Source organism: Methylocystis sp. Uni0008 (assembly GCF_056838045.1).
Map to the genome: position 1 here is coordinate 1217766 of NZ_CM166370.1, position 24517 is coordinate 1242282.

Below are 24517 nucleotides of genomic sequence, written 5' to 3' on the forward strand. Positions count from 1 at the left end.
AGTCAGACGGACCTCGCCATGACCTTTCACTTGGACATTCCGCCGAGCACGCCGCGAAGAATTTGACGCGCGATCTGCGTGCCGGCCGAGCGCGCCGCCGACTGGATCGCCGAGCGCGCCGCGAGTTCCGCAGGCGACATGCGCTTCTTGTCGCCCTTGCCGAAGATCCCGCCCAATATGCCGCCGAGCGTTCCGAGCAGACCGCCGCCTGCGCCGCTCGCCGACGCATCCTTCGCGGCGCGCGCCTGCAGCATTTCAAAGGCCGACTCGCGATCGACCATCGTGTCGTATTTGCCCGCAAGCGGACTCGCGGAGATGATCGCCTGGCGCTCCTGTGGCGATATCGGTCCGACGCGCGCCGACGGCGGCGCGATCAAGGTCCGATCGACGACTTCGGGCGTCCCCTTGGCGTCGAGCATCGAGACCAGCGCTTCGCCGACCCCGAGCTGCATGATCGCCTCGGCTTCCTCGATGGCGTGATTGTCGCGAAACGTCTCGGCGGCCGCGCGCACCGCCTTCTGATCGCGGGGCGTGAATGCGCGCAGCACATGCTGGATGCGGTTGCCGAGCTGACCCAGAACCGTATCCGGAACGTCGAGCGGATTCTGCGTGACGAAATAGACGCCGACGCCCTTCGACCGGATGAGACGCACGACCTGCTCGATTGCGGACAGCAACGCTTTCGGCGCATCGCTGAACAGCAGATGCGCCTCGTCGAAGAAAAAGACGAGCTTCGGCTTGTCGAGATCGCCGACTTCCGGAAGCGTTTCAAAAAGCTCCGAAAGCATCCAGAGCAGAAAGGTCGCATAGAGCCGCGGCGCGCGCATCAGCCGATCGGCGGCGAGAATGTTGATCACGCCGCGCCCGTCGCGATCGACGCGCATAAAATCCATGATGTCGAGCGCCGGCTCGCCAAAGAACTTGTCGCCGCCCTGGCTCTCCAGCACCAGCAGCTGCCGTTGAATGGCGCCGACGCTCGCGGGCGCCACATTTCCGTATTTTTGTTTATAGGCCGCGGCGTTCTCGGCGACATTCGCCAGCATCGCGCGCAGGTCCTTCAAATCGAGCAGCAGCATCCCCTGCTCGTCCGCAACCTTGAAAACGACATTCAGAACGCCCTCTTGAACGTCATTCAAGTCGAGCAGTCGAGAGAGCAGCAGCGGTCCCATTTCGGAGATCGAGGCGCGAACGGGGTGACCCTGTTCGCCGAAAACATCCCAGAAGGCGACCGGAAACCGGTCGGGCTCGTAAGCAACGCCAATCTCCTTGGCGCGTGCGACGAAGGCGGGCTTGCCTTCGCCCGGCTGCGACAGCCCGGCGAGATCGCCTTTGACGTCGGCGAGAAATACAGAGGCTCCAGCGTTGGAGAAGCCCTCGGCGAGCCTCTGCAGGGAGACCGTCTTGCCGCCGCCGGTCGCGCCCGCGATCAAGCCGTGGCGATTGCCGAGCGCCAGCAAAAGATAGCGGTAATCGCGCGGTTTGCCGTCCTTCACGCTTGCGCCGACGAGGATTTTGCCGGGAACGGCGCCTGGAGTTTCGCTCATGGTGAAAGCGCTTTCGCAATCAGGAATCGAACGCCGCAACGCTACACCATTGGCGCAGGACGCGCATGTCCGGCCTGTTCGGCGCGCTGCTCAGGTTGCGAACGACGCTTGGCGAATGCAAAACGTCGGGATAAGTTCCGCATCGGGGAGAGGGTCCATGACGCTACGCTTGGCGATGATCGGCGTCGTCGCCGCCGCCGGCGTCGCCCAGGCGGTCGGCGCAACCAAACCGCGACCGGCGAAGCTGGCGCAAACCGTCAATCTGGAGAACCAGCGTTTCGTGCCGCTGAAGAGCTTCGAGATCATCATGACGGCGAAAGGCGCGGCGCCGGAGATTATCGTCGGCAAGCTTGATCAGCCGCTGGCCGCCGGCGCCAGCGCCCGATTTCCGCTCACCGGCGCCAGCGGCTGCAGATTTGAGGCGCGCTGGGCGTTCGACGACGCGAAGGTTTCAGGCGACGTGGACTTGTGCAATGACGCCCATATAGTTTTCGCGGACTGATTTTCTTCGCGATCCGCTTTGCGGACGCGCTGCGGCGACGCGCCGCCCACGACAACAATCGCAGGAAACGCACGATGGCGAACGGAACCAAGAATGGCGCAAAGGGAGTCAAGCGCGGCGCCAAAGGGGCGCAATCCGCCAGTGGGCCGGGCGTCTCAAGGCCGCTGCTGATCGGCGTTGGAGCCGTCTTCGCGCTGGTCTTCGGGGCTTTCGTCTATCTCACCAGCGGCAAGCCTCCGGCTTCGACGGAAGTCATCGGCGGACCGTTTCAGCTCACCGCTCATACTGGCCAGCAGGTGACTGAACAGGATTTTCTGGGCCGGCCTTTCCTTGTCTTCTTCGGCTATACGCACTGTCCCGACATCTGTCATACGACGCTTTTCGAGATGTCGGAGATCCTCAAGGCGATGGGGCCGGATGCGAAAGTGGGCGCACTGTTCGTCACCGTCGATCCGGAGCGGGATACGCCCGAAACTCTCAAGGATTACCTCTCCAATTTCGATCCACGAATCATCGGCGTCACGGGGCCACGCGCGTCGATCGATCCCGTATTGCGCGAGTATCGCATCTTCTCGAAGCGCGCTACCGGCAAGGATGAGGACTATTCCGTCGACCACACCACCGTCGTTTATCTGATGGACAAGAGCGGCCGCTTTGTAAGTCCGTTCAACGTCGCGCGCCGCCCTGCCGAAGCCGCGCGCGAGCTCGGACGCTATTTGTAGCGTTGACGGCCGCCGCATCACAGACGGCGCGAAAAGCGCGACGCAAGGGAAATTTTTGAGCAAGCCGCAATTTTCCAACTCGCGACTCATATGGCCTTTGCGCTAGCATGGTCGCTATGCTTCGACTCCTGCGCGAAGGACCGGCGCCAACTGGCGGCGCGTCGACTCTCACATTGGTTCACGGCGGCGAAACAATTCTCGTCGCCTTGCGTCGGTCGCAGAATGCGCGGCGATTCACATTGCGGGTGCGCTTCGCGGCGCGCGACGCGGTGTTGACGATGCCGCAGCGCGCGTCTTTGCGCGACGCGCGCGATTTCGCGCAGCGCCACGCCGCCTGGATCGCCGCGCGTCTCGACAGGCTTCCCGAGACCATTCCCTTCGCGCATGGTTCGGTTGCGCCTCTGCGCGGCGTCGATCATCTGATCGACCATCGTCCGGAGCGCCGCGGCGTCACCTGGATCGAATCCAGGGACAACGCCGAGGTTCCGTTCGCGCTTTGCGTCGCCGGCCAGACCGAACATGTGCATCGACGCGTTCAGGACCATCTCAAGCGGGAAGCCCGCCGCGACCTCGAAGAAGCTGTCGCCCGTCACACCGCCGCGCTCGCACTGCCGCCGCGCGGCGTCGGCCTGCGAGACCCGATCAGCCGATGGGGATCGTGTTCGGCGTCAGGCTCGCTGAACTTTTCCTGGCGGCTGATTATGGCGCCGCCGTTCGTGCTCGACTATCTCGCGGCGCATGAAGTCGCGCATCTCGTGCACCTCGATCACTCGCCACGATTCTGGAAGCTGACCCGGCAGCTTTGCGCCGACACCGATCGCGCCGAAGCCTGGCTCTCCGCCCATGGCGCGCATCTTCATAAGTATGGAGCCAAGGCGCGATGATCGGCCGCCGCAGACTGTTCGGACTCGCTCTGCTCCTGCCGCTGTCCCTAGCCGCCTTCCAAGCCGCCTTGGCCGAAGAGCCGCGCCGGCGCCTGCTCGTTCTCGACTTCGAGCTGATCGACACCTCGAAAGAGCCCGTCGACCAAAGCGCCGAACATGCGAAAAGACTGGCGCGCGCGCGTGATGAGATCGGCGCGGGACTCGCCGCGCGGGGAGTCTATGACGTCGTCGACAGGGCCGCGATCGCCGCGGACCTCGACGCGATCCTGAAACAGACCTACATTCGCACCTGCAACGGCTGTGAACTGTCGCTCGCCAAGAAGGCTGGCGCTGATTTCGTTCTGACCGGCGTCGTCAACAAGGTCAGCACGCTCATTCTCAGCATGGGCGTTTCAATCGCGCGCGTCTCGACGGGCGAAACGATCTATCATCAAGGGTTCGATTTTCGCGGCGACAATGATCAGTCCTGGGCCCGCGCGGCGAAATTCTTCGTCGACCGCATCGCCCGCGATCCGCCGTCTTAAGCGAAGGGGGCGCGCATGAGCCAAAGCGCTGGCTGCGAACCGACGGCCACGTCGCGTCCGCCATGGTCGATGATGGCGCAAGCGCGCACGCACGGCGCGTTGCTCGATGCGCTCGTGCGGCGCGCGCAGGCGCTGCCGCCTATCCGCATGGGCGTCATTCACCCCTGCGACGCGCGCTCGGTCGAAGGCGCGATCGCCGCGCGCGATCGAGGGCTGATCTTGCCCACCTTCATCGGCCCGCGCGCGAAGATCGAGGCCGCCGCCCGGGCGAGCGGCGTTTCGCTCGAAGGCGTCGAAATCGTCGACGCGCCGCATAGCCACGCCGCCGCCGATCAGGCGGTGGAGCTCGTGCGCCGTGGCCGGCTGCATGCGCTGATGAAGGGCGCGCTGCACACCGACGAAGTCATGACCGCGGTCATACGCGAGGGCGCCGGGCTGCGCACGGACCGGCGGATCAGCCATGTCTTCGTGATCGACGCGCCGTATTATCACAAGCTGCTGCTCGTCACCGACGCCGCGATCAACATCGCGCCGACGCTGGATTTCAAGCGCGACATCGTTCGCAACGCGGTCGATCTCGCGCATGCGATCGGCATCGAACGGCCAAAGGTGGCGCTGCTTTCGGCTGTGGAGACGATCGAGGGCAAGATTCCGTCGACCATCGAGGCGGCGGCGCTGTGCAAGATGGCCGACCGGGGCCAGATCGCCGGCGCCGTGCTTGACGGCCCGCTGGCTTTCGATAACGCCATTTCCCGGGACGCGGCCGACGCCAAGAATATAGAGTCCGAGGTTGCAGGCGACGCCGACATTCTCGTCGCGCCTGATCTCGAGGCCGGCAATATACTCGCCAAGCAGCTCGTGTTCCTCGGCGGGGCCGATACGGCGGGGCTGGTGCTCGGCGCGCGCGTGCCGATCGTGCTGACGAGCCGCGCCGATGACGTCGACTCCCGCGTCGTCTCTTCCGCGCTGGCGCAGATTTTCACCCATCGCCCCCGCGTCGCGCCTTAAGGCGCGTGATCTAGCGTTCTCGACAGAACGCCGCTCGCGTGGCAGAACGCGGCGCCGCCCGACAAGATTTCCCGAAAAGGGCGGCTGACCTTCGCCCACATGCTTCGAGACGGCTCCTGCGGAGCCTCCTCAGCATGAGGGCGCAGGCGGCGCGCTTTACGTTTCCTCATCCTGAGGAGCCCGCGGAGCGGGCGTCTCGAAGGACGAGGAAACGTCCACATTAGAAACCGCTATGACCGACATCGCCAAACTCGAAGAAGACACGCTGCGCCAGATCGACGAGGCCGCCGACGAGGCCGGGCTCGAAGCGGTGCGCCTTGCGGCGCTGGGCAAGAAAGGCGCGATTTCGGCGCTGCTCGCGACGCTTGGCAAAATGTCGCCCGACGAGCGCAAGACAGAAGGCGCGAAGATTAACGCCCTGAAGGACAGGGCGGCCGAGGCGATCGCCGCGCGGCGCGAAGCGCTTGCCGAGGCGGCGCTGGAGAGCCGCCTGAGGGCCGAAACGCTCGACATGACCTTGCCTGCGCCGGCGGGTCCGCTGGAGCGCGGGCGCATCCATCCGATCTCGCAGGTCACCGACGAACTCTCGATCATCTTCGCCGACATGGGCTTCGCCGTGGCCGAGGGGCCGGACATCGAGAGCGACGATTATAATTTCACCAAGCTCAACTTCCCGGAAGGGCATCCGGCTCGGGAGATGCAGGATACTTTCTTCCTCGCGCCGGAAGGCGGCGAGAAGCGGCTGCTGCGCACCCATACGAGCCCCGTGCAGGTGCGCACCATGCTTTCGCAAACGCCGCCGATCCGCGTGATCTGCCCCGGCCGGGTCTATCGCTGCGACTTCGACCAGACCCACACGCCGATGTTCCACCAGATCGAAGGGCTCGTCATCGACGAGACGACGCATCTTGGGCATCTCAAATGGACGCTGGAAGAATTTTTAAAGAGCTTCTTCGAGGTGAAGGGCGTGAAGCTGCGCTTCCGTCCGTCCTTCTTCCCCTTCACCGAGCCGTCGATGGAGGTCGACGTTCAGTGCCGGCGCCAGGGCGGCGAGATCCGCTTCGGCGAGGGCGAGGACTGGATGGAGATTTTGGGCTGCGGCATGGTTCACCCCAACGTGCTCAGAAACTGCGGCATCGATCCCGACCGCTATCAGGGCTTCGCCTTCGGCGTCGGCGTCGACCGGCTGGCGATGCTGAAATATGGCATGTCGGACCTGCGCGCCTTCTTCGACGCCGATGCGCGCTGGCTGGAGCATTATGGATTCAGGCCGCTCGACTTCCCGACGCTCGCGGGCGGGTTGAGCGGCTAACGACAAACTCTCCGCGTCATGGCCGGGCTTGTCCCGGCCATCCACGCAAAGACCAACAATAATAGAGACGCGAAACGAATGGCTCCGCTAACTTTCATCATTCCGCAGCCCAGCGGCGTGGATGCCCGCGACGAGCGCGGGCATGACGAGCCCTTGGCGACGGCGCTCAATAACTTCAAAGTTCGCGCCAAATGAAATTCACCCTCTCCTGGCTCAAGGAACATCTCGATACGTCGGCCTCGCTCAGCGAGATCGTCGAAACGCTGACGCGCATCGGCCTCGAGGTCGAATATGTGCACGACCCCGCCGCGCAGCTGAAAGACTTCACCATCGCCAAGGTGATCGAGGCGAAGCCGCACCCGAACGCGGATCGCTTGCGCGTCTGCATGGTCGATACAGGAACGGGCGCCCCCGTGCAGGTCGTCTGCGGCGCGCCGAACGCCCGCACCGGCATGAAGAGCGTCTTTTCGGCGCCGGGGACCTACATTCCCGGTAAGAAGATCACGCTCGGCAAGGGCGTCATTCGCGGCGTCGAGTCGCTCGGCATGCTGTGCTCTTCGGCCGAACTCGAACTTTCCAACGATCATGAAGGCATCATCGATCTGCCCGAGGACGCGCCCGTCGGCGCCGTCTATGCGCAATGGGCCGGGCTCGACGACCCAATCGTCGAAATCAATCTGACGCCCAATCGCCCCGACGCCGCAGGCGTCTATGGCGCCGCGCGCGATCTCGCGGCGGCGGGACTCGGCGTCCTGAAGAACAAGGACATTCTGCCGGTCGAGGGCAAGTTCCCCTGCCCCGTCGGCGTCACGCTCGACTTCGCCGAAGCGGACAAGCATCTCGCGCCCTTCTTCGGCCTGCGCCTCGTGCGCGGCGTCAAGAACGGCCCTAGCCCCGCCTGGCTGCAGGCGCGGCTGCGCGAGATCGGCCTTCGCCCGATCAATGCGCTTGTCGACATCACCAATTTCCTCACCTTCGACCGCGCGCGCCCGCTTCACGTCTTCGACGCAAAGAAGGTGAAGGGCGATCTCGTCGTGCGCCGCGCCAGGAAGGGCGAGACGCTGCTCGCGCTCGACGGACGCACCTATGAGCTCGACGAGGGCATGGTCGTCATCTGCGACGACAATGGCCCTGAATCGCTCGCGGGAGTCATGGGCGGCGAGGCGTCGGGCTGCGATGAATCGACGACCGACGTGCTGATCGAGACGGCGCTCTGGGACCCGATGAATATCGCGCACACCGGCCGCAAGCTCGGCATCGTCTCCGACGCGCGCTATCGCTTCGAGCGGGGCGTCGACCCCGCCTTCGCGCTGCCGGGCATTGAACTCGCGACGCAGTTCGTGCTCGAATTCTGCGGCGGCGAGCCGTCGGAGCTCAAGCTTGCCGGGGCCGTCCCGCGCGAGCCGCGCGTCATCGATTTTCCCTGGAGCGAGATCAAGCGGCTTGCCGGTATCGACGTCGAACCCGCGCAAGCGGCCGTCATCCTGGAACGCCTCGGCTTCACCGTCGAGAAAGCCGGCGACGGTCAGGCGCGCATCGCTGCCCCCTCCTGGCGTCCGGACATCGAGGGCAAGGCCGACATCGTCGAGGAAGTCGTGCGCATGATCGGCGTCGATAATGTGCCCTCGACTCCGCTGCCGCGCGCCGAGGGCGTCGCGCCGCCCGTGCTGACCATGATGCAGAAGCGCGCGCGCAACGCGCGCCGAGCGCTCGCCGGCCAGGGCCTCGTCGAAGCGGTGACCTGGTCCTTCGTCTCCAAGGAGCAGGCGGAGGCCTTTGGGGGCGGCAAGCCGGCGCTCGCGCTCGCCAATCCGATCGCGGCCGATCTATCCGACATGCGGCCGAGCCTGCTGCCGGGCCTTGTCGCGGCGGCGGGCCGCAACGCCGCGCGCGGGCTCGGAGACCAGAATCTGTTCGAGGTGGGGCAGATCTTCTTGGATGCGACCGAGACCGGGCAGCGTCAGGCGGCGGCGGGCGTCAGGCGCGGACTCGCCGGCGCGGGGCGTCACTGGTCGGCGCCAGCGCGCGAGGCGGGCGCCTTCGACGCCAAGACCGACGCCATGGCGCTGCTCGGCGCGCTCGGCGTTCCGACCGGCGGTCTGCAGATCGTTCCCGGCGGCCCGCCGTGGTTCCATCCCGGCCGCTCGGCGACCCTGCAATTCGGGCCAAAGACGATCGTGGGTCATTTCGGCGAATTGCATCCGCGCGCCTTGAAAACGATGGACGTCGAGGGGCCCGTTGCGGCGTTCGAGATCATTCTGGACGCGCTCCCCGCCCCCAAGGCGAAGCCCACCAGGATCAAGCCGAAGCTCGAGATTTCCGATCTGCAGCCGGTTTCGCGCGACTTCGCCTTCATCGTCGATCGCGCCAGCCCTGCCGGCGATCTGGTGAGAGCCGCGCAGGGTGCGGATCGGACCTTGATCGCCGATGTCGCGGTCTTCGACGTCTATGAGGGGAAGGGCGTGCCCGAGGGCAAGAAGTCGATCGGCCTCGCCGTCACGCTGCAGCCGCGCGAGAAGACGCTCACGGACGCGGAGATCGACGCGGTGGCGCAGAAGATCGTCTCTGAGGCGGAAAAGAAGTGCGGCGCGGCGCTGCGATGACCGGCAATATTGCGGCTTGCGCACCGCGCGGCGGCGCTTTGATGATCGCGATGGTCGCGTGCCTCCTGAGCGTTCCCGCTCTCGCGGCGCCGCGGAGCATCGACGATTGCGAGGCGATCAAGGACGCCGACGCCTATAACCGCTGCCTCGCCTCCTTCGGGCCGACGCGCGGCGAGCGCGGCGCGAGCTACCCCGGCGTCGCCAGCGAAGGCGCCCGCAGCGGCAAAGCCCCCGGCCGCGGCGCCTATCGCCCGCGTCCGCGCTTTGGCGGGGCGCAGCTGTCCTCCGGACGGGGCGGTCGGATGCGGATGGAGTTCACGCCCGGACGGCGGTGATCGTCGGCGCAAGCGCCGCTGGATTGGGCGAAAAAACGTGATTTTTTCCCTTGGCAAACCGCTCCAGCGCCCTTAAATAAGGCCCTCCGGGGCTGGCCAATCGACCTGCGGCCCCGTTTTCAGATTTGAGCTTCCGCCTCGACCCAAGTCGCTTCAAGGACTTAGGAAAAGGCGGTGGATAGGCCGGCGGACCCGGGGTTCTCCCTCGTGTCCCGTCCGGCCATGTCCTGTCCGAGACTGCCGGCGCACGCAAGGGGTTAACGCCCTGCAGCGGCTCAATCGGCCCGATGGAAGGGAGCGATCCATTCCGGAAGGCGGCCTGCATAGACGGGGAAACCGGAATTTTAAAGGCCGTAAGCGGGTCTCCTGCAAGCGTCCTTCGAATTTGGTTCGCGCCCCTTCAACCGCCGCGGCTCGCCCGTGACGGGGACAGGATCTACGGCGCCGCTTGCCTCACGCAAGCGGCATGTCGCAGCCGGCGGGATTTTCCCGCCAGTTAGAGAGAGCAACCGTGGACAGAGCGGAGAAACAGGAAGCAGTCGCGGCGTTGCGCGAAGTCTTTTCGAAGACCGGCGTCGTCGTCGTCGCTCACTACTCCGGCCTGACCGTGGCCCAGCTGCAAAACCTGCGCAAGCAGGCCCGCGCTGCCGGCGCCACCGTTCAGGTCGCGAAGAACCGCCTCGCCAAGATCGCTCTCGATGGCGCCGACGTCGCCTCCATCGCGCCCCTGCTCAAGGGGCCGACCCTGATCGCCTATTCGGACGATCCGGTGGCGGCGCCGAAAGTCGCCGTGGCCTTCGCTAAGGATCACAACAAGTTTGTCATCCTCGGCGGCGCCATGGGCAAGACTGCTCTGAATCCGGACAGCGTCAAGTCGCTCGCGACGATGCCGTCCCTTGACGAACTGCGCGCGAAGCTCGTGGGCCTCATCCAGGCGCCCGCGACCAAGATCGCTCAGCTCTCCACCGCGCCGGCCGCCAAGCTTGCGCGCGTGTTCGGAGCCTACGCCAACCGAGACGCGGCCTAAGAGGCCATCACTCAGAACCAAATTCAAAGGACGTCAATCATGGCAAATCTGGAAAAGATCGTCGAAGACCTCTCGGCTCTCACCGTCCTCGAGGCGGCTGAACTCGCCAAGATGCTCGAAGAGAAGTGGGGCGTCTCGGCCGCCGCGGCCGTCGCCGTCGCGGCCGCGCCTGGCGCGGGTGGCGGAGCCGCCGCGCCGGCCGCCGAGGAGAAGACAGAGTTCAACGTGATCCTGGCCGCGGCCGGCGAGAAGAAGATCGAGGTCATCAAGGAGGTCCGCGCGATCACCGGCCTCGGCCTCAAGGAGGCCAAGGATCTGGTCGAAGGCGCGCCCAAGCCGCTCAAGGAAGGCGCGAGCAAGGAAGAAGCCGAGAAGATCAAGGCCGCCCTCGAGAAGGTCGGCGCCAAGATCGAACTCAAGTAAATCCTTTCGCCGCCAAATTAACGGCGGCGCCGCGATCGCCGCAGTCCCGGGCTCCGGGGCTGCGGCCAACAAACAAGAAGGCGCTCACGGACGCGGAACCCACGCCGCACGCAAGAGCGCCTGACGGGCAAAGGACCTCTCGCAGCGGGAAGGTCGGCCCTCAGAAAAAAGAGGCTCGAAAGGCGACATGGCTCAGACGTCGGCGAGAAAGTTCACCGGTCGCAAGCGCATCCGCAAATTCTTCGGTCATATCCGCGAAGCGGCGGAGATGCCCAATCTGATCGAGGTCCAGAAGGCCTCCTACGATCAGTTCCTCCTTGTCGACGAGCCGAAGGGCGGCCGTCCTGACGAGGGGTTGCAGGCTGTCTTCAAGTCCGTCTTTCCGATCTCCGACTTCTCGCAGGTCTCCCTGCTCGAATTCGTGCGCTACGAGTTCGAAGCGCCGAAATATGACGTCGACGAATGCCGCCAGCGCGGCATGACCTTTGCTGCGCCGCTCAAGGTGACGCTGCGCCTGATCGTGTTCGACGTCGATCCCGACACGCAGGCGAAGTCGGTCAAAGACATCAAGGAGCAGGACGTCTACATGGGCGACATGCCCTTCATGACGTCGAACGGCACCTTCATCGTCAACGGCACCGAGCGCGTCATCGTTTCGCAGATGCATCGCTCGCCGGGCGTGTTCTTCGACCACGACAAGGGCAAGAGCCATTCTTCCGGCAAGCTGCTGTTCGCGGCTCGCATCATCCCCTATCGCGGGTCCTGGCTGGACATTGAGTTCGACGCCAAGGACATCGTCTATGCGCGCATCGACCGCCGCCGCAAGATCCCGGTGACGTCGCTCCTGTTCGCGCTCGGCCTCGACGGCGAAGAAATCCTGTCGACCTTCTACAAGACGATCACCTACACGCAGGACGGCGAGAACTGGCGCATGCCGTTCGACGCCGAGCGCATCAAGGGCGTGAAGGCTGTCGCCGATATGGTCGACGCCGACACGGGCCAGGTGATTCTCGAAGCCGGAAAGAAGCTCGCCGTGCGCGCCGCGCGCCAGCTCGCCGAGAAGGGCGTGAAGGCGATCCGCGTCGCGCCCGAAGAGCTTTACGGACAGTATCTCGCCAACGACCTCTTCGATCCCGCGACCGGCGAGATCTTCGCCGAGGCCGGCGACGAGATCACGGCGAAGACGCTGCCGCTGCTGATCGAAAAGGGCTTCGACGAACTGCCGGTGCTCGACATCGACCACATCAATATCGGCCCCTACATCCGCAACACGCTCGCCGTCGACAAGAACTCGAACCGCGAAGAAGCGCTGTTCGACATCTATCGCGTCATGCGCCCGGGCGAACCGCCGACGATGGACACGGCGGAAAACATGTTCCACTCGCTGTTCTTCGACGCGGAGCGCTACGACCTCTCGGCCGTCGGCCGCGTGAAGATGAACATGCGTCTCGATCTCGACGCGCCGGACACGACGCGCACGCTGCGCCGCGAGGACATTCTCGCGGTCGTCAAGGCGCTCGTCGATCTGCGCGACGGTCGCGGCGAAATCGACGACATCGACCACCTCGGCAACCGCCGCGTGCGCTCGGTCGGCGAGCTGATGGAAAATCAGTATCGCCTCGGCCTACTGCGCATGGAGCGCGCCATCAAGGAGCGCATGTCGTCGGTCGATATCGACACGGTCATGCCGCAGGACCTGATCAACGCCAAGCCGGCCGCGGCCGCCGTGCGCGAGTTCTTCGGCTCCTCGCAGCTGTCGCAGTTCATGGACCAGACCAATCCGCTGTCGGAGATCACCCATAAGCGCCGTCTCTCGGCGCTCGGTCCGGGCGGCCTGACGCGCGAGCGCGCCGGCTTCGAGGTGCGCGACGTGCACCCGACGCATTACGGCCGCATCTGCCCGATCGAGACCCCGGAAGGTCCGAACATCGGCCTGATCAATTCGCTCGCGACCTTCGCCCGCGTCAACAAATACGGCTTCATCGAAGCGCCTTACCGTCGCGTGCGCGACGGCAAGGTGACGGGCGAGGTCGCCTATCTGTCGGCGATGGAGGAGGCGAAATATCATGTCGCCCAGGCGAACGCCCAGGTCGACAAGGACGGCAATCTGACCGAGGACCTCGTGCTCTGCCGTCATGCCGGCGACGTCATGCTCGTGCCGCGCGAGAAGGTCGACGCGATGGACGTGTCGCCCAAGCAGCTCGTCTCGGTCGCCGCCGCGCTGATTCCGTTCCTCGAGAACGACGACGCCAACCGCGCGCTGATGGGCTCGAACATGCAGCGTCAGGCGGTGCCGTTGGTGAAAGCCGACGCGCCGCTCGTCGGCACCGGCATGGAGCCGGTGGTGGCGCGCGACTCGGGCGCCGCCATTTCGGCGCGTCGCACCGGCGTCGTCGACCAGATCGACGCGACGCGTGTCGTCATCCGCGCGACCGAAGAGCTCGACCCGGCCAAGCCCGGCGTCGACATCTACCGGCTGATGAAGTTCCAGCGTTCGAACCAGTCGACCTGCATCAACCAGAAGCCGCTCGTTCGGGTTGGCGATCTTGTGCAGAAGGGCGACATCATCGCCGATGGTCCGTCGACCGATCTCGGCGATCTGGCGCTCGGACGCAATGTGCTCGTCGCCTTCATGCCGTGGAACGGCTACAACTTCGAGGACTCGATCCTCCTCAACGAACGCATCGTCAAGGACGACGTCTTCACCTCGATTCACATCGATGAATTCGAGGTGATGGCGCGCGACACGAAGCTCGGTCCGGAAGAGATCACCCGCGATATTCCCAACGTCTCGGAAGAGACGCTGAAGAATCTCGACGAAGCGGGCATCGTCTATATCGGCGCCGAAGTGCAGGCGGGCGACATTCTCGTCGGCAAGATTACGCCCAAGGGCGAAAGCCCGATGACGCCGGAAGAGAAGCTGCTGCGCGCCATCTTCGGCGAAAAAGCCTCCGACGTGCGCGACACGTCGCTGCGCGTGCCGCCCGGCGTTCAGGGAACCATCGTCGAAGTGCGCGTCTTCAACCGCCACGGCGTCGAGAAGGACGAGCGCGCCCAGGCGATCGAACGCGAGGAGATCGAACGGCTCGCCAAGGACCGCGACGACGAGCTCGCGATCCTGGACCGCAACGTCTATGCGCGTCTCGCCGAGACGCTGATCGGCAAGGTGGCCATCGCCGGCCCCAAGTCGTTCAAGAAGGGCGAGAAGCTGACGCAGGCGACCCTCGACGAATATCCCCGCTCGCAGTGGTGGACCTTCGTCATCGAGGACGACGCGCTGATGGCGTCGATCGAAGCGGTGCGCAAGCAATATGACGAGTCGAAGAAGGGGCTCGAGAACCGCTTCCTCGACAAGGTCGAGAAGCTGCAGCGCGGCGACGAGCTGCCGCCCGGCGTGATGAAGATGGTGAAGGTCTTCGTCGCGGTGAAGCGCAAGATCCAGCCGGGCGACAAGATGGCCGGCCGGCACGGCAACAAGGGCGTCGTCTCGCGGATCGTGCCGCAGGAGGACATGCCCTTCCTCGAGGACGGCACGCCTGTCGACATTGTGCTCAACCCGCTCGGCGTGCCGAGCCGCATGAACGTCGGACAGATTCTCGAGACGCATCTCGGCTGGGCCTGCGCCGGCCTCGGCAAGCAGGTGTCCCGTGCGGTCGACGCTTACTATCGCGACAAGGACATCAAGCCTTTGCGCAGCAAGCTGACCGAGATCTACGGCGACGATCAGGAGCTCGCCTCGCTCGACGAGAGGAGCCTTGTGGACGTTGGCAAGGATTTGAAGCGCGGCGTTCCGATCGCGACGCCCGTCTTCGACGGCGCGCGCGAGAAGGACATTGTCGACATGCTGGAGAAGGCGGGACTGTCTTCCTCCGGCCAGGTGACGCTCTTCGACGGGCGCACCGGCGAGACCTTCGACCGAAAGGTGACCGTCGGCTACATCTATATGCTGAAGCTGCATCACCTCGTCGACGACAAGATCCACGCGCGCTCGATCGGCCCCTACTCGCTCGTCACTCAGCAGCCGCTGGGCGGCAAGGCGCAGTTCGGCGGCCAGCGCTTCGGCGAAATGGAGGTCTGGGCGCTCGAAGCCTATGGCGCCGCCTACACGCTGCAGGAGATGCTGACGGTCAAGTCGGACGACGTCGCCGGCCGCACCAAGGTCTATGAGTCGATCGTGCGCGGCGACGACACCTTCGAGTCGGGCATTCCGGAGAGCTTCAACGTGCTCATCAAGGAAATGCGCTCGCTGGCGCTGAACGTCGAACTGACCAATGCGGCGCCGGAAGAGGAAGCGCCGCCGACAGCCCCCGCAGAGGCGGCGGAGTAGACGTCATCGCGCGCCAAGCGAAGCCATTCAGAAGACGCAAGCTCTTCATGGCTTCGCTCCTCGCCATGACGACCCGAATTGAGATTTCGGCGCGCGGAACGGACAGAAGCCGCTCCGCAGCGCCTTAGGAGAAGACCATGAATCAGCAAGAGGTGATGAATCTCTTCAATCCGGTCGTGGCGACGCAGGCCTTCGACCAGATTCAGATTTCGATCGCGAGCCCGGAGAAGATCCTTTCCTGGTCTTACGGCGAAATCAAAAAGCCTGAAACGATCAACTACCGCACGTTCAAGCCCGAACGCGACGGACTGTTCTGCGCGCGCATTTTCGGTCCGATCAAGGACTATGAGTGCCTGTGCGGCAAATACAAGCGGATGAAATACAAGGGCGTCATCTGCGAGAAGTGCGGCGTCGAAGTGACGCTCGCCCGCGTGCGGCGCGACCGCATGGGCCACATCTCGCTCGCCGCGCCCGTCGCCCACATCTGGTTCCTGAAGTCGCTGCCCTCGCGCATCGGCCTGCTGCTGGACATGACGCTCAAGGATCTCGAGCGCATCCTCTACTTCGAGTCCTACATCGTCATCGATCCGGGCCTGACGCCGCTCAAGGAGCGTCAGCTGCTGTCGGAAGAGGAATATCTGCGCGCGCAGGACGAATATGGCCAGGACACGTTCACGGCCATGATCGGCGCGGAGGCGATCCGCAAGCTTCTCGAGTCGATGGACCTCGAAGCGATCGCGGCGTCGCTGCGCATCGAGATCGCCGAGGCGAAGACCGAACTCAAGCCGAAGAAGCTCGCCAAGCGCCTGAAGATCATTGAGGCCTTCATCCAGTCGGGCAATCGCCCGGAATGGATGATCCTCAAGGAGATCCCGGTCATTCCGCCGGATCTGCGCCCGCTCGTGCCGCTCGACGGCGGCCGCTTCGCGACCTCGGATCTCAACGATCTCTACCGCCGCGTCATCAACCGCAACAATCGTCTGAAGCGGCTGATCGAATTGCGCGCGCCGGACATCATCATCCGCAACGAGAAGCGCATGTTGCAGGAGGCCGTCGACGCGCTGTTCGACAACGGCCGCCGCGGACGCGTGATCACGGGCGCCAACAAGCGTCCGCTGAAGTCGCTCGCCGACATGCTGAAAGGCAAGCAGGGCCGCTTCCGCCAGAACCTGCTCGGCAAGCGCGTCGACTACTCCGGCCGCTCGGTGATCGTCGTCGGTCCCGAGCTGAAGCTGCATCAGTGCGGCCTGCCGAAGAAGATGGCGCTCGAGCTGTTCAAGCCGTTCATCTATTCGCGCCTCGACGCGAAGGGCTATTCGGCGACCGTGAAGCAGGCGAAGAAGCTCGTCGAAAAGGAGAAGCCCGAAGTCTGGGACATCCTCGACGAGGTCATTCGCGAGCATCCGGTGCTGCTCAATCGCGCGCCCACGCTGCACCGTCTCGGCATTCAGGCGTTCGAGCCGGTGCTGATCGAGGGCAAGGCGATCCAGCTGCATCCGCTCGTCTGCGCCGCCTTTAACGCCGACTTCGACGGCGACCAGATGGCCGTGCACGTGCCGCTGTCGCTCGAGGCGCAGCTCGAAGCGCGCGTCCTGATGATGTCGACGAACAACATCCTGCATCCGGCCAATGGTCAGCCGATCATCGTGCCGTCGCAGGACATCGTTCTCGGCCTCTATTATCTCACGCTCGACCGTGACGGCGAGCCGGGACAGGGCATGGCCTTCGCGAGCCAGGGCGAGATCGAGCACGCGCTCGCCGCCAAGGCGATCACGCTGCACAGCAAGATCAAGGGACGCGCCTGGACCTGGGACGAGAAAGGCAAGCGCGTGTCGAAGATTTTCGACACCACGCCCGGCCGGATGATGCTCGGCCAGCTCATGCCCAGACATAACAAGATCCCCTTCGACGTCGTCAACAAGCTGATGACGAAGAAGGAAATCTCGAACATGATCGACACCGTCTACCGCAACTGCGGTCAGAAGGAGACGGTCATCTTCTGCGACCGGATCATGGCGCTCGGCTTCCGCGAAGCCTTCAAGGCGGGCATCTCCTTCGGCAAGGACGACATGGTCGTGCCGGAAAACAAGGAGAAGATCGTCTCCGAGACGCGCGCCGCCGCCAAGGAATACGAGCAGCAGTATAATGACGGCCTCATCACCCAGGGCGAGAAATACAACAAGGTCGTCGACGCCTGGATGAAGTGCACGGACAAGCTCGCCGAAGAGATGATGGTTCGCATCTCCTCGGTGAAGAAGGACGAGCACGGCCGCGACATGCCGATCAATTCGATCTACATGATGTCGCACTCGGGCGCCCGCGGCTCGCCGCAGCAGATGAAGCAGCTCGCCGCGATGCGCGGACTGATGGCCAAGCCCTCGGGCGAGATCATCGAAAGCCCGATCATCTCGAACTTCAAGGAAGGGCTCACCGTCCTTGAATACTTCAACTCCACGCATGGCGCCCGCAAGGGCCTCGCCGACACGGCGTTGAAGACCGCGAACTCCGGCTATCTCACGCGCCGTCTGGTCGACGTCGCGCAGGATTCGATCATCGCGACGACGGATTGCGGCTCCGAGAACGGCATCCGCATGCGCGCGATCATCGACGCAGGCCAGGTTGTCGCCTCGCTCGCCTCGCGTATCCTCGGCCGCACCGCCGCCGAGGATCTGAGGTCGCAGGACGGCAAGACCGTGATCGTGCCCGCCGGCGAGATGATCCAGGAGGAGCACATCGAGGCGATCAACGCCGCCGGCATTCAGGAGGTGAAGATCCGCTCGGTTCTGACCTGCGAGGCCAAGAACGGCGTTTGCGCCAAGTGCTATGGACGCGATCTCGCGCGCGGCACGCCCGTCAACATGGGCGAGGCGGTCGGCGTCATCGCGGCCCAGTCGATCGGCGAGCCGGGCACGCAGCTCACCATGCGCACCTTCCACATCGGCGGCGCGGCGCAGCTGGCTGACCAGTCGTTCATCGAGTCGAACTTCGAGGGCAAGGTGCATGTGCGCAACCGCCACCTCGCCCGCAACTCGGATGGCGATCTGATCGTCATGGCGCGTAACGTCGCCATCGTGATCCTCGGCCCGAACGGCGAGGAGCGCGCGGTGAACCGCATCCAGTACGGCGCCAAGATGAAGGTCGATGAGGGCGACAAGGTGAAGCGCGGCCAGCGCCTTGCCGAGTGGGATCCCTATACGCGGCCGATCATCAGCGAGATCGATGGCGTCATCGGCTTCGAGGACCTGGTGGAAGGCCAGTCGATGTCGGAGACCGCCGACGAGTCGACCGGCATCTCCAAGCGCATGGTCATGGACTATCGCCTCAACCTGCGCTCGGCGAGCCTCAAGCCGTCGATCGTGATCAAAGGCCCCGACGGCAAGATCGGCAAGCTGCAACGCGGCGGCGACGCTCGCTACCTGCTGCCTGTCGACTCGATCATCGCGGTCGAGCCCGGCGGCACGGTGAAAGCGGGCGACATTGTCGCGCGTATTTCGGTGGAGAGCGCCAAGACGCGCGACATCACCGGCGGTCTGCCGCGCGTCGCGGAGCTGTTCGAAGCCCGTCGTCCGAAGGATCACGCGATCATCGCGGAAATCTCCGGCATCGTGCAGTTCGGCAAGGACTATAAGAACAAGCAGCGTCTCACCATCGTCCCGCAGGAGGATGGCGCCGAGCCGGTCGAATATCTGATCCCGAAAGGCAAGCATATCCACCTTCAGGACGGCGACGTCGTCGAGAAGGGCGATTACATCGTCGACGGCAATCCGGCGCCGCACGACATTCTGGCGATCAAGGGCGTGGAGGAGCTCGCGGCTTACCTCGTCAATGAAATCCAGGAGGTCTACCGGTTGCAGGGCGTCAACATCAACGACAAGCACATCGAAGTGATCGTGCGTCAGATGTTGCAGAAGATCGACATCGTCGATCCCGGCGACACCGGCTTCCTTGAAGGCGAGCAGGTCGACCATATCGAACTCGACGAGGCGAACGCCAAGGCGATCGAGAATGGGGGCAAGCCTGCGACGGGCACGCCGGTGCTGCTCGGCATCACCAAGGCCTCGCTGCAGACGCGCTCCTTCTTCTCGGCGGCGTCCTTTCAGGAGACGACGCGCGTCCTCACCGAGGCCGCCGTCAACGGCAAGATCGACCCGCTCGTCGGCCTCAAGGAGAACGTCATCGTCGGCAGGCTGATTCCGGCCGGCACCGGCGCGGCGATGTCGAAGTTCCGCTCCATTGCGGGCGGGCGCGATGAGCTCATCATCGAGCAGCGCGCCGAATCGGCCGAGCCTGCGCCGGCCCTTCCGCCTGCGGAGTGAGCGCAGTCGGGCAGACGCCGAAAGCTAAAAGAAGGCCGCCCCACGGGCGGCCTTTTTGTTAGCAGGTGATAATGAAGTTCATTGCCCTACTGATCTCTGCGTGGACGACATAGATTGGCGCCATGTCCTCCGTGCAATCCCTCCCCGCCCGCGCGGCGCGCGCGCTGATCCTGGTCTATCGCGTCACTTTCTCGATGATAGCGGGGCGTTTCTGCCGCTACGCGCCGACCTGCTCGCAATACGCCGATGAGGCGATTGCGAAACACGGCCTGTGGGCCGGGGGCTGGATGGGCTTCGCGCGAATCTGCCGCTGCCGGCCCGGCGGCGGCTCCGGCTTCGATCCCGTGCCCGAGACCTTGCGCGCCGACGCGAACCCGCTCACGCCCTGGCGCTATGGCGTCTGGCGCCAGCGCCCGGTCTGCGAAGCGGTCGCGCCCGAGGACGAGACCAACTCCAATCGCGCTTAATTGAGCACGACGACTTTCGTCCCGACCTTCACGCGGCTGTAAAGGTCGACGACGTCCTTGTTGGTCATGCGGATGCAGCCTGACGATACTGCGGCGCCGATCGTGTCCGGCTCATTGGAGCCGTGGATGCGATATTGGCTCGAGCCGAGATAGAGCGCCCGGGCGCCAAGCGGATTGTCCATGCCGCCCGCCATATGGCGCGGCAGATCCGGTCGGCGCTTGAGCATCTGCGGCGGCGGACTCCAGTCCGGCCACTCGCGCTTGCGCGAAACCGTCTTGACGCCAGACCAGGTGAAGCCCATCCGGCCGACGCCGACGCCATATTCGATGGCGCGTCCGTCGCCGAGCACATAATAGAGCCGGCGATCCGTCGTCGAGATGACGACCGTGCCGCGCTTGTATTGCGGATGGCGCCAGTAAACGATCTGCCGCGGTATCGCCTGCTCGCGAAACACATTGAGGAAATCGGCGAGCGGCCCGCGATTGATCGGGCTGTCGAAGGCGATCGCCGGCGCCGCGGTCACGAGAAGCGCGGCGACAGCTATCGATCCGCTTTTTTTGCGCATGGCTGATCTCCCAAAAGCCGCGCGCAGAGCTTTTTGGGCGATTATGGCTGATTTCGGGTCGGCGTCGTGCAACTCATGAGTAGCGAGCGAGCTCCGCTATACGACTTCTATCACAACCCCCTCGTCGCCGCGAAGATCGAGTTCGCCGTCGACGCGTTCGCCGCTTCTGTCGCCATGCGTCGATAGCGCGATTGCGACGGAAAGCCCCTCGGGCAGCGTGAAGCGTCGCGCGTCATGACAAAAATTCAGCGCGACCAGACGCCGACCGGCCCCGTGACGCCGCTCATAGGCGAGAACCTCATCGCTGGCGTGAAGCAGTCGCTGAGAACCTGTGCAAAGCGCGGCGTTCGCACGTCGGTAATGCAGCAGCTTGCTGGTGAAGCGGAGGATAGACGCGTCGTCCTCGCGCATGACCGCGACGTTGCGCGTCGCAAAGTCTTGCGTGAGCGGCAACCAAGGCGCGCGCGTCGAAAATCCGGCGAAGGCGTCTGCGTTCCATTGCATCGGCGTTCGTGACGGATCGCGACCGACGCCAAGACCGGGCTCACGCTTCCCCCAGGGATCCTGCGCGCGCTCGGACGGTATATCGACATGGCCGATTCCGATCTCGTCGCCGTAAAAGAGCGTCGGCGTGCCGCGCAGCGTCAATAGCAGCATCGTCGCGACCCGCGCTTGCGCGGCGCCGACGCGCGCCGCGATGCGCGGCCTGTCGTGATTGCTCAGCACCCAGTTCGGCCATGCGCCGGGCGGCAACGCCGTTTCATATTTTTCGATGATGGCGGCGATCGTCGCGGCGTCCCAGCGCGCGTCGAGCAACTGAAAATTGAACGGCAGATGCACGCCGCCGAGTTCTCTGCCGTAATAGGTGATGAGCCTTTCAATCGGCAGATAGATTTCACCGATCAGCACGCGGCCCTGAAATTCATCGACGACGCGCCGCATCTCGGCGATCACGTCGTGGACTTCGGGCTGATCGGACGAATAGGTTTGAGCGAGACGGGCGATGTCCGGCCCCTCGCCGATGAAATCCGGATTGACCGGATTATCCCTGAAGGCGGCGTCCTTAACGATATGCGAGATGACGTCGACGCGAAAACCGTCAACGCCGCGCCGCAGCCAAAAGCGTAGCACGTCGTACATCGCGGCGCGCACGTGCGGATTGCGCCAGTTGAGATCGGGCTGCTCCGGCAGGAACGAATGCAGATAGTATTGGCGTGTTCCCTCGTCCCAGCTCCAGGCGCTGCCACCGAAATGGCTGAACCAGTTGTTGGGCGGTCCGCCGCCCGGCGCAACGTCGCGCCAGAGATACCAATCGCGCTTGGGATCGCCGCGCCTGCTTCTGCTCGCACGAAACCACGGATGTTCGTTGGACGTGTGGTTGGGCACGAAGTCGATGATGATCTTCAAGCCCTTCGCATGCGCGGCCGAGACCAGCGCGTCGAAATCATTCAGCGATCCGAACAGCGGATCGACGTCGCAGTAGTTCGAAACGTCATAGCCGAAATCATGCATGGGCGACGGGTAGAAGGGCGAAAGCCAGATCGCGTCTATCCCGAGCCAGACGAGATAGTCGAGCCGTCGACGCACGCCATTGAGGTCGCCGACGCCGTCGCCATTCGTATCTTGGAAGGAGCGCGGATAGATCTGGTAGATCGCCGCCGCTCGCCACCACTCATCGGACATGACGCGTCTCCCGCGGCGCTATGTGGAAACAATGCACAGGCGAACTGAAAGCAGTTTCTCCGCATCGGCGCTGAAACCAACGAAAATATCAACGTCGCCGGGCTCAACGATCGGCTCCATGTCCTCGCCGGGAAACTGGAACGTCTCCGCGTGGAGAAGGAAATCGACCTTCGCGCTTTGTTGCGGCTGCAGCGTGATCTTCGTCCAGTCCTTCAGCTCCAGCAGCGGGCGCGCCACGCTCGCAACCCTGTCATGCGCGAAGAGAAAGATCGTTTCCTCGGTCGCGATGTCGCTCTCGTTGCGCACGTCGACGCTCAGCCTTGCCGGTTGGTTTGCGCTCAGTTCGGCGCGGTCGATGCGCAAATTCGACAAGGTCGTGCGCGCAAACGAAAGACCATGGCCGAAAGGAAACTGTGGATCGTTCGGACAGTCGAGATATCTGCTTGTGTAGAAATTGGCGGCGTCGAAAGGCCGGCCGGTCGATCGCGCGGAATAGAAAATCGGAACTTGTCCTGCATCGCGCGGCCAAGTGACGGCGAGTCGCGCGCCAGGATTGAAGCGGCCCGTCAGAATGTCGGCGATCGCCTCGCCTGCCCTGTCGCCGAGAAACCAGGTCGCGACGACGGCCTGCGCGCGTTCGAAAAGCCAGGGGAGGGTCAGCGGTCGCCCACAGGACAGGAGCGCGACCGTCGGGGCGCGGGCGCTCATGACGCGCTCCGCAAGCGGGCGCTGCTTGCCGGGAAGTCCAAGAGCGGCGCGGCAGGCGGCCTCGCCGCTCATGCCCGCTGACTCGCCGAGACAGAGCACGACGGCGTCGGCGCCTTCCGCCAGAGCGCAGGCGGGCGCGATCCCGCTCTCATCGTCGCCCTCTATCGCGACGCCGCTGTGATGCGCGATCTCGCAATTGGGGAGAGCGCGGCGCAGCCCTTCGAGGATCGTGATGCAATTCTCGGCGGCGCCCGCCGCCGACCAGGGGCCGAGCATCTGCGCGCTGGCGTCCGCCAGAGGGCCGATGACCGCAAGGCGGCGCACATTGGCGGAAAGCGGCAGAAGCCCGCGGTTGGTCAGGAGAGTCGCCGACCGCCGCGCCGCTTCGAGCGCAAGCGCGCGATGCGCTTCCTTGACGTCGCCATCGAGCCGAGCGGCGCGATAGGGATCGTCGAAAAGCCCCAGCCGCTCCTTCAACCGCAGCACGCGCGCGACCGCGGCGTCGACGTCACGCGCCTCGATGAGGCCGCGCGCCAGCGCCTCCGGCATGTGCGCGAGATAGACGCCGCTGACCATATCCATGTCGACGCCGGCCTTAAGCGCGATCGCCGCCGCTTCGACCGGATCGGCGGCGACGCCATGCTCGACGAGTTCGGCGATCGCCGTGTAGTCGCTCATGATGACGCCGTCGAACCTCAGCCGGCCCCTGAGATATCCGTCCAGCAATCGGCCTTGCGCCGACATCGGCGCGCCATTGACATTGTTGAACGCCGTCATGATCGCCGCGCAGCCGGCCGCCACGGCGGCGCGAAACGGCGGCAGATAGACTTCATGCAACGCGCGTTCGGAGACGTCGACCGCGGCGTAGTCGCGTCCCGCCGTCGCCGCGCCCCCCGCGCAGAAATGCTTGGCGGTGGCCGCTAGCGGATAAAACCGCGAAACGTCGTCGCCCTGGAAGCCTTTCACTTTCGCCTGCGCGAATTTCTCTCCCACCAGGGGGTCCTCGCCGGGGCCTTCCGCGATTCGCCCCCATCGCGGATCGCGCGAGACGTCGAGCATCGGTGCGAAAGTGAGATGGATTCCCTCGCTCGCGGCCTCCAGCGCCGCCGCACGCGCCGTGCGCTCCCATAAATCAGGATCGAAGGCGCAGGCTTCCGCGAGCGGAATGGGAAAAATCGTCCGAAAGCCATGCAGCACGTCGAGACCGAAGAGCAGCGGCACGCCCAGCCGGCTCTCTTCGATCGCGCAGCGCTGCGCGCGCATGAGCGTCTCAACGCCCCAGAGATTGAAGACGCCGCCGACCCTGCCGGCGCAAATGTCTTCGCTCGTATTCCCGCTGACAACTGGTCCGGTGATGGCCTGGCCAGCCGTGACGAGGTTGAGCTGGCCGAGCTTTTCGTCGAGCGTCATCGCGCGCAGCAAGGCATCGATACGGTTCAAGTAAGTCGCCCGCCGTTTGGCGTGCGCCGCAGCGAAATATGAGCCTCGCTTCGGCGCAACGATCCGTTCTAAGCTGAAGCTATCATAAGCGGATTGTTAGACCGCAATGTCACAAAGCAATCGCGG

The 24517-nt window shown here is 64.5% G+C and carries 17 protein-coding genes; 13 read left to right on the forward strand and 4 right to left on the reverse strand.

Going from position 1 to position 24517, the window contains the following annotated elements; genetic code table 11:
* Positions 1-26 precede the first annotated feature (26 nt).
* Complete coding sequence (locus AC0X69_RS06040) at positions 27-1544, reverse strand: helicase HerA-like domain-containing protein (RefSeq protein ID WP_482612265.1); 1518 nt, start codon at positions 1542-1544, stop codon at positions 27-29.
* 157 nt (positions 1545-1701) lie between these two features.
* On the opposite strand from AC0X69_RS06040, the gene AC0X69_RS06045 reads away from it, so the two are divergent.
* From AC0X69_RS06045 to yidD, 13 genes are all read left to right on the forward strand, one after another.
* Positions 1702-2046 carry a hypothetical protein gene (locus AC0X69_RS06045; protein ID WP_482612267.1) on the forward strand — a complete coding sequence of 115 codons (345 nt, stop codon included), beginning with the start codon at positions 1702-1704 and terminating at the stop codon, positions 2044-2046.
* Positions 2047-2120: 74 nt separating this feature from the next.
* Positions 2121-2768, forward strand: coding sequence for an SCO family protein (locus AC0X69_RS06050; RefSeq protein ID WP_482612269.1), 648 nt, complete (start codon positions 2121-2123; stop codon positions 2766-2768).
* Between the two features lie 116 nt (positions 2769-2884).
* Positions 2885-3652, forward strand: coding sequence for a M48 family metallopeptidase (locus tag AC0X69_RS06055; protein WP_482613318.1), 768 nt, complete (start codon positions 2885-2887; stop codon positions 3650-3652).
* Positions 3649-4176 (forward strand): DUF3280 domain-containing protein, encoded by a 528-nt coding sequence (locus tag AC0X69_RS06060; RefSeq protein WP_482612271.1) that lies wholly within the window; start codon positions 3649-3651, stop codon positions 4174-4176. The genes AC0X69_RS06055 and AC0X69_RS06060 overlap by 4 nt, the downstream gene beginning before the upstream one ends.
* A 15-nt stretch (positions 4177-4191) precedes the next feature.
* The gene (locus AC0X69_RS06065) at positions 4192-5184 is read left to right on the forward strand and encodes a bifunctional enoyl-CoA hydratase/phosphate acetyltransferase (protein WP_482612273.1); all 993 of its coding nucleotides are present in this window, start codon (positions 4192-4194) and stop codon (positions 5182-5184) included.
* 232 nt (positions 5185-5416) lie between these two features.
* Positions 5417-6496 (forward strand): phenylalanine--tRNA ligase subunit alpha, encoded by a 1080-nt coding sequence (gene pheS / locus AC0X69_RS06070; RefSeq protein WP_482612274.1) that lies wholly within the window; start codon positions 5417-5419, stop codon positions 6494-6496.
* Between the two features lie 191 nt (positions 6497-6687).
* Positions 6688-9099 carry a phenylalanine--tRNA ligase subunit beta gene (pheT, locus tag AC0X69_RS06075; protein ID WP_482612276.1) on the forward strand — a complete coding sequence of 804 codons (2412 nt, stop codon included), beginning with the start codon at positions 6688-6690 and terminating at the stop codon, positions 9097-9099.
* Complete coding sequence (locus AC0X69_RS06080) at positions 9096-9434, forward strand: hypothetical protein (protein WP_482612278.1); 339 nt, start codon at positions 9096-9098, stop codon at positions 9432-9434. The genes pheT and AC0X69_RS06080 overlap by 4 nt, the downstream gene beginning before the upstream one ends.
* Positions 9435-9945: 511 nt before the next feature.
* A complete protein-coding gene (gene rplJ / locus AC0X69_RS06085) occupies positions 9946-10461 on the forward strand; it encodes a 50S ribosomal protein L10 (protein WP_482612280.1) in 516 nt (171 codons plus the stop codon).
* Between the two features lie 39 nt (positions 10462-10500).
* The gene (gene rplL, locus AC0X69_RS06090; RefSeq protein WP_482612282.1) at positions 10501-10884 is read left to right on the forward strand and encodes a 50S ribosomal protein L7/L12; all 384 of its coding nucleotides are present in this window, start codon (positions 10501-10503) and stop codon (positions 10882-10884) included.
* 187 nt (positions 10885-11071) lie between these two features.
* Positions 11072-15211: a DNA-directed RNA polymerase subunit beta gene (rpoB, locus tag AC0X69_RS06095; RefSeq protein WP_482612284.1), complete on the forward strand. Its 4140-nt coding sequence runs from the start codon at positions 11072-11074 to the stop codon at positions 15209-15211.
* A 137-nt stretch (positions 15212-15348) separates the two neighbouring features.
* Positions 15349-19527, forward strand: coding sequence for a DNA-directed RNA polymerase subunit beta' (gene rpoC, locus AC0X69_RS06100; protein ID WP_482612286.1), 4179 nt, complete (start codon positions 15349-15351; stop codon positions 19525-19527).
* 122 nt (positions 19528-19649) lie between these two features.
* Positions 19650-19994 (forward strand): membrane protein insertion efficiency factor YidD, encoded by a 345-nt coding sequence (gene yidD / locus AC0X69_RS06105; RefSeq protein WP_482612288.1) that lies wholly within the window; start codon positions 19650-19652, stop codon positions 19992-19994.
* Here yidD and AC0X69_RS06110 read toward each other — a convergent pair.
* From AC0X69_RS06110 to AC0X69_RS06120, 3 genes are all read right to left on the reverse strand, one after another.
* Positions 19991-20560, reverse strand: coding sequence for a L,D-transpeptidase (locus AC0X69_RS06110; protein ID WP_482612290.1), 570 nt, complete (start codon positions 20558-20560; stop codon positions 19991-19993). The two genes, yidD and AC0X69_RS06110, sit on opposite strands and share 4 nt — an antisense overlap.
* Before the next feature lie 96 nt (positions 20561-20656).
* Positions 20657-22243, reverse strand: coding sequence for an alpha-amylase family glycosyl hydrolase (locus AC0X69_RS06115; protein ID WP_482612292.1), 1587 nt, complete (start codon positions 22241-22243; stop codon positions 20657-20659).
* An 18-nt stretch (positions 22244-22261) separates the two neighbouring features.
* On the reverse strand, positions 22262-24391 hold the full coding sequence (locus tag AC0X69_RS06120) for a glycoside hydrolase family 3 N-terminal domain-containing protein (RefSeq protein WP_482612294.1): 2130 nt from the start codon (positions 24389-24391) through the stop codon (positions 22262-22264).
* Positions 24392-24517: the final 126 nt, after the last annotated feature.